The 7,500-nt window shown below is 41.2% G+C and carries 6 protein-coding genes (1 of these 6 only partly in view); all 6 read left to right on the plus strand.

The features are described 5' to 3' along the window. The first annotated feature begins 427 nt into the window (after nucleotides 1-427). Entirely contained in the window at nucleotides 428-1,564 is a 1,137-nt protein-coding gene (locus CIT02_RS04480) for an acetyl-CoA carboxylase biotin carboxylase subunit family protein (protein ID WP_292614403.1), read from the plus strand. Nucleotides 1,565-1,912: 348 nt separating this feature from the next. Next, a complete protein-coding gene (locus CIT02_RS04485) occupies nucleotides 1,913-2,989 on the plus strand; it encodes a phospho-N-acetylmuramoyl-pentapeptide-transferase (protein ID WP_292614405.1) in 1,077 nt (358 codons plus the stop codon). Between the two features lie 84 nt (nucleotides 2,990-3,073). Continuing rightward, entirely contained in the window at nucleotides 3,074-4,489 is a 1,416-nt protein-coding gene (locus tag CIT02_RS04490; RefSeq protein ID WP_292614407.1) for a Mur ligase family protein, read from the plus strand. A gap of 286 nt (nucleotides 4,490-4,775) precedes the next feature. Then, nucleotides 4,776-6,356 (plus strand): Mur ligase family protein, encoded by a 1,581-nt coding sequence (locus CIT02_RS04495; protein WP_292614409.1) that lies wholly within the window; start codon nucleotides 4,776-4,778, stop codon nucleotides 6,354-6,356. Between the two features lie 61 nt (nucleotides 6,357-6,417). After that, nucleotides 6,418-6,852 carry a hypothetical protein gene (locus tag CIT02_RS04500; RefSeq protein ID WP_292614412.1) on the plus strand — a complete coding sequence of 145 codons (435 nt, stop codon included), beginning with the start codon at nucleotides 6,418-6,420 and terminating at the stop codon, nucleotides 6,850-6,852. A 42-nt stretch (nucleotides 6,853-6,894) separates the two neighbouring features. Continuing rightward, nucleotides 6,895-7,500 carry the start of a hypothetical protein gene (locus tag CIT02_RS04505; protein ID WP_292614413.1) on the plus strand. It continues 663 nt past the right edge of the window, so the window shows 606 of its 1,269 coding nt (coding positions 1-606); its start codon is at nucleotides 6,895-6,897; its stop codon lies beyond the right edge, outside the window.

The raw sequence follows: 7,500 nt of genomic DNA on the forward strand, positions 1-7,500 counted from the left end.
AAAAGGAGTTCACATTCTATAAATTAAACTTTATAAAAAATCCTTTAAAATTCTTTTTTAAATCCAAAGTAACACCTGACCATCGATATTGATAATAATTAGATTAAAAGATTTTTAATTCCAAAATCTCTGAAAAAAGTCTTTAGACTTGACTTAGAACAGTTTTATACTAAAAAACTTAAATTTATTTCACAGTCCCCGCTGAAGGTGACTGGTAAACATTTTATACTCTGCAGGAAAATCTTTAAATTTGCATAATAAAAATATTGGATAACGATTTATTTGGATGATTTTCCCATAATCCAAATAAGAAAATAAGATAATCCAAATAAATCTAATTGTGTTTAATTGAATAATCACAATCATCTTATATTGCGTACCAGTTGAATAATCCAACATTGCGTACAAAGTTAAATAGGCCACAAACATGAAATTACTATTTATTGGGGCTCGTTTATTTGATGACGTAGCCTTATACACCAAAGATAATGGAATAACCACTGTTCTGACCGAATCAAACCCTAAATCAGCCAATCTGAACTTGGCAGATTCACACTACATTGTACCACGGGGCATGGAACATCCTAAAGAAATTGCCCTCCAGGAAGATGTGGATGGGGTGATCCCCCTTATTGGGATTGATGGCCCTCTATTTGAGGTGGCTCTGCTTAAAGAAGAGTTAGAAAGAGATTATGGTTTACCAGTGGTGGCTTCACCACCGGGGGCAGTCACCATCTCCGGGGACAAAATTAAAACCAAGGAGTTCCTGGTTAACCATAACATTAAAACTCCAGAGTATAATTTAATCAGTTCTAAAATGGATTATAACACCGAAGAATTGACCCATAATTATCCACTAGTCCTTAAACAAGCCCAGGGACAGGGTGGTAAAGACATTAAAATCGCATTATCTGCTGAAGATGTGGAGAATTACTTGGAACAATACGACCAAGGCCTAGCTGAGAGATTCCTGGATGGAGTTGAGGTATCTGTGGAAATTTTACGCTGGAATGACTCTTCTATCCCCTTAGTCCCGGTTTATAAAGGGAAAACAACCCCTGAGGGTGTTCATCCCCTCCACAAACTAAAAAAAGCCCCATTGAATGGAGAAGAAGAATCTGCTGGCCAACTAAGGGAAAAAATAAGGAGAATTGCCCTTAATATCGGGGAATTAATGGGAGTTGAGGGTACAGCAGACCTGGATCTGATATTAAACCGAAAAGACCAGGAAACTTACGTCCTGGAAATTAACACCCGACCCAGTGGCACCCGTTACCTAACTGCCGCATCCTGTGATATCCACCCCCTATGTGAACTGGTGGACATGGCCACCGGATCCTGGAATTCCCGCCAGGTAGCGGAACGCATGAAAAATTACTGCGCTCTGGAAGTACCCGTAGGGAAATACCCCATGGAGAGGAACAATTACCAGTACCGCAAGTTCCAGGGGGACAATAGCTGGGTAATCCACGGTCCAGAAAACCATCAAAGAATTACCATCCGGGGGAAAACTGAAGCAGAAACACTGCAGACTGCTAAAAATCTTAACCTGCAGATAAAATAATCTTAACACACACAGATAAAATTAAAACGTGGATAGAATAGGTCTAACACAGAAATAGGGCTTTAATTTGAATTTAAATGAGATTGTCAAATATTTTCAGGGAGTTAACCTAGGTTACTGATCCGAAGATTAAAAATAATAAAACATTATAGGAAAGTTATAAGTAAATAGATTGATTGAAAGCGTAATTATAAAAAAGGGAAATTCTGATATTAAAAAAACATGTCATATTTATTGATAACTTCTCTATTTGATTGATAAATGAAATTATTTGGACTAGGAGTTATTGGAATATTTCAAGATTAGTGTAATAAATTGAATTAATTGATTATAATATTAGGTGGTACATTGAGCGATACAGAGATGCTAATTTTAACCTTTATTTTAACAGCCTTAGCTACAATATTTTTTACCTACTTCGTACGCAAGATACTCATTAATGCTAGTGTAACCGACAGCCCCATAGTAACCGAACACCGGCATAAAACCGGGACCCCCACCATGGGGGGTCTGGCCATGCTGCTGGGTGCAGCACTGGCTGCTGCTGTTTTTTTCCATGAACAAAATCTAGTGCTTAGCGTGCTTATTATGTTAAGCGCCGGACTGGTGGGGCTGCTGGATGATCTGTTGGGGCTTAAGATCAAGGAAGTGCAGAAGGTGGCCCGTAACATAGCTACCCATCCCCTAACCATTGGTCGTCTGACACTTAAACCCGGTGAAGAAGCCAGAGTAGCAACACCCAAGGCTAAAGATGATCTTCCAAGTTTATTGAATGATGGAAAGATTGAAATAACCGGTGAAACTCCAATTAAAACTGAAGGAACTGAAAGGGATAAAATAATTGCCCAGATCGTTCTGGGAATCTTCTTGGCCGCCACAGGTGCAGTTAGTTCTACAGTTTTGGGATTTGAAGCAGGAATTTTCATTATTCCCCTGGTAATCTTTGGAGTCATAGGTTCAATTAACTCCGTAAACCTCATAGATGGAATGGATGGATTAGCCGCAGGAATACTGGCCATTGCCTCTGCTTCCTGTGCCATTTTTGCCATAATCACCGGAAATCCCACCGCAGCAATTCCATTTGGAGTATTAACTGGAGTTTCTGTTGGTTTTTTAGTTTTCAACCATTATCCTGCCAGCATAATCATGGGGGATACTGGTTCCTTTGCCCTGGGAGCAGGCTACATTACTGCTGGTTTTGTAGGGGACGTGATTTACTTTGCAGTAATTGCCCTAGCCATACCCATCATCTCCGTGGTGGTCAGTCTAATGCACCGTTCACATATCATTAAATTACCAGTGGAACCCTTACATCATACCCTGCACTACAAGGGCCTTAGTGAGAAAAAGATAATTGCCCTTTACTGGTCGACTACCCTGATCATATGTGTAGCAGCCATTTTAATCTACCAATTCCTGTGGTAAAATTATACTGTGGACATTAAAAGGCACGGATAAATGTAAAACAACATTGATAAATAGAAACTATTTAGGAAAACAGGTATCATAATGAGAGAACTTACCACTGCTTATCTGGCGAGACAGTGCCATGGTAAGTTAATCGGGGCAGATCAACCAATAACTGGCATTTTTAACATTCTTAAAGATGCTAAAAATGGAGATGCAGTCATAAGACACTGGATTGATGAAAATGGGGTGAAAATAGCTTCAAGTAAGGGTGCTTCCTGTGTTATAACCCAGGATGCCCGGAATAATGCCCAGGATATAGCTCAAAAACTTAATATTCCCCTTATTTTAACTGAAAAAATTGAACTGGCCAATGCATTTGCCATTAGCTGGGCTCTGAAAACATTCACCCCCAATTCAGTGAGGATAGTGGTCACCGGCACCAATGGGAAATCCACTACTACCCATATGATCTACACCATTCTCCAGGAAGCTGGTTACATCACCCATACCAATACTGATTCTGAATCTGAGTTTAACACCCTGATCGATCCCATGGTTGCCAAGCAGATTGCCGAGTTTGGAGATATGGAGGCCGTTGCCCTGGAGGTTTCCGAAGTCCAGGGATGGGAAGATAGGAACATGAAAGATCATGCTCGTCTCATGACCCGTGCTATCCAGCCCCAAATAGTAGTTCTAACCAACGTGGCACTGGACCATATTGGTCTGGTGAATACTATTGAGGAAGCATCAAAAGAAATTTCAGGAGTACTGGATGGTTTTAGAGGGGATTTTGTAGTTTTAAACCATGATGACTTGGTAATACGGGACATGCAGAAACTGGTACCACCTGATTCACAGGTAATATTCTATGGCTCCCACACTGATGTTGAATACCAGGAGCCGGGAATTTTCTACCAGGACACCCTGCTAATTCCCACCGAAGATCTTCCATTTAAAAGCCCCCATTTCATTCAAAATACCCTGGCAGCAGTTAGTACCGCATTAGCCCTAAATATTAATCCAAATATTATTAAAAAAGCTGTTAAATCATACCAACCATTAAAACGTAGATTTAGTATTTTAAAAACTGAACCCCTTATTATTGATGATTTTGCTCACAATCCCGATGGTATAAGGGCTACTATTAATAGTGCCGCCCAGTTGACATCGGGAAAACTTCACCTGGTCTGTGCTATCAGAGGTTCCCGTGGAACCTCCCTTAACCAATTAAATGCCCAAGCTGTTGCCGACACCATAAAAGGGATCGATTACAACTTAATATTAACCAGCAGCCAAGATGTGGTGGATGAGGCCAACTGGGTAAAACCCCGGGAGAAAAAGTTATTTATAGAGGTGCTGCACAAGGAAGGAATTAATTACCTCCACTGTGAAACTCTCAGTGAATCGTTAGAAAAAGCTTTAAAATCTACAAAAAAAGAGGATACTATTCTTCTTATTGGGGCTCAGGGAATGGACCCTGCAGCCGGTATTTTGAAAGATATGATAAATCAATAATGAGTTTATTTCTGGTTATTATGGCAAAAGAAGATTTTTTATAAGTGAATTTATTAAGTTAGATAAAGATAATCTTGTTTATTATACTTAGCTAAAGACCTTAACAACTTACAAGGAAATAGTAGAAGTTTGGATTCATCCCCGTAGTATTTAGGTTACCAAATTCTCTACTTCACCGAAAAATTCTCTTACTAATCACAGAATATTATTAATCAACTAAGTTAAATGATATAGGTATTTAGGGAATAAAAATAAAATATAGGAACTTAAACCGGTGTTAAAAAAAATGAGTACAGATATGGACAAACATTCATCCCAGATGGAGAAGATTCCCTCCACTGAAATGGAAACCTATGGAGTTATTGGTATCTGCGGAGTTGTGGGAAACCTGGTTGCCCGGGTCCTGATGGACCACGGCCAAAAGGTGATGGGCACTGACATCCACAGCGCGAAAAACTGCCCTTTCCTTTACACTTTAAAGGATTATAACTCGCAAATTTACCTTAATGAGCATCCTGAAATATTTTTCAATTCATCGACTTATATAATCCCCCCACCCAGCCTCCCGAAAACTTCTAACCTGTTCCAGAAGATAAAAGACAGTCCAGCGCAACTTCTGGATGTGGAAAAACTTCTGCAACAGATCCCTCCCCATAAACCAGTTATCTGTGTCACCGGGACCAATGGGAAAACAACCACCACCACTTTACTGAAGCATTTTTGTTACAGTGCCGGACTCAAACCCACGGAACATGGATTTAGAACTCTTCAGGGAAATATAGATTACATTCCCCCCTTACAGTGCCGGTTGAAGGGAGATATTTCCGTGGTAGAAACTGGTACCGAAGGAAACACCGGAGACTTGAAGTTCATATTAGATCGTTGCTACCCCTCTTGTGGAGTGATAACCAACATTAACCCCGACCACTTGAATAACGGTCATGATTTCAGGCACTACAGTCTGATCAAAGGGGAACTCCTGGAAAAGCTCCGTGGTGAAACAGTGGTGGTCAATGGGGATGATCCTGCCATATGGGGATTAATATCCCATATTAACTACCAGGGAAAGGTGATCACCTTTGGAGTTGACCATGAAGTACAAGGTGAGAGTAAAAAAGACTGCTGGTGCGGGGAAGAAATCACCCTAAAGGAAACTCTATCGGGAGTAGGTTATTATCACTGCCAGTGCGGTTTAAAACGTCCCTCACCAGATTACCTGGCCACTGCTATCCAGGGTAACAGTTTCATTCTCCAAACTTCCCAGGAAAAAATTAAAATGGAAATGGGAATCACCGGGCTGCACAATGTTTACAACGCCCTAGGAGCAATTGCCGTGGCCCATGAAATACTGAAAATGCCCCTGGAAGAAATCAAAAAATACCTCCCCACATTTAAGGGAGTTCCTGGACGTTTAGAATATATTCACCAGGATGAAAATCGGGATTTAATAGTGGATTACGGTCATAATCCTTCGGGAGTTGAAACTGTACTCCGCGAACTTAATAAAACATACGAGAAGATAGCCGTGGTTATAACCATCTCCTCAGAATCGGGTAAATCTGGAGATAATGAAATTATGGAACGAACACTGGCCAACGCGGATTTCATCATACCTGCTTCCTACTATTCACGGCTGGCCGCAGAAAATTATATTTCATCTGGCAAAATCATATTAACCACCGAGGAGCCTGAAAAATTCCGTGAAGGCACCCTTGGAGCTACAGAAGAACAGGTAGTTCGAGGACTTGAAAAGGGATTGGAATGTGATGCCGATGCCCTAGTATGTATTGGGGAAGCAGCAGTTAAATATAAAGAAAAAATTAAGATTTTCATTGATTCGCATAAAGATTTAGATCTGCAAAAATAGAATTCTGAGTAAAATAATAAAGTTTAAAACTTCTAAATGACCAAAAACAGGTGAAAAAAACATGTTCATAAAGGTAAGAAGAGATACCCTGATTATTTTAATGCTGGCATTCATTCTTATCACCTCCGGGAGACTGATGTCCTACATGTCCTATGCCTCATCCAATGGAACTGAAAACGGAGTGGCCATATCTGGAGTTATAGTCAAAGGAAACGACATTGTACCCACTGACTCCATAAAAACCAACATTGCCAATGTGGGTTTTAGATCAGGAAGTTACATCCAGGGGGACACCCTCATAACCAGCAAAAGAAAAGTTCCCTTGAATGAAGCCCTAGAAAATGCGCGGCAGGCAGCCATGTTATCCACGCTACCCGGTACAACCGTAGCTCCTATTAAAGCGGTTGATGTGAAACTAGACAAAAACACGGGAATATTAACCGTTAACGTAGTAGAAGACTTTTCAACTGTACAGGTAAATCAAACCAGTGGTTGATTGGGTGGAATGAAGTGAAAAATTATTTAAGGTGAAACCAAGATGAATCGGAACAAATTACAAAAAATTCTAGTGCTTCTGGTGACTCTGGCGTTATTGATTAACACTTCAGCCGCCACCTGCAACATAGTTATCATCACGGATCCCACGGGAAAAGACCCCAATGGAGCTGCCGCAGGCAGTATGTCCTTTGCTACTAACATGTTCCAGTCCACATTTATCATGTCCAAAGAGAATCATTTCGCAGTTCTCTCTGGTGGGGAAGGAAACAGTACCCCCCGACTGGCAGCAATTGTGGAAACCATTAAAAGATTGAACAACGGGGCCACGGCATCCGAAGCTGCCAGTGCTGCCAGCAGTTTCTCCGGTATCAGAGTAATGACCGGGGGACCCACCATTGGGGCAGCAGTGGGAGGATCCTTCGATGCCTACGTGGTGACAGTGGACAATAACGGAACCATAACCGCCACCCCAGTATCAGGCGGACTAGCCACGCTTCCCGCAGGACAGAAAGGGGCCATAATACACCTGCGTAACACCCACGGTAACCCTCAATATGGTACTGCTGAAACTGTGCGTCAGGAAACTGCAGTTATGATTGGTAAGATGATCCGAGATGGATATCCATCCACGGAGATATTGGGTGCA

The organism is Methanobacterium sp. BAmetb5 (assembly GCF_003491305.1).
In the GTDB taxonomy this organism is placed as follows: Archaea; Methanobacteriota; Methanobacteria; order Methanobacteriales; family Methanobacteriaceae; genus Methanobacterium.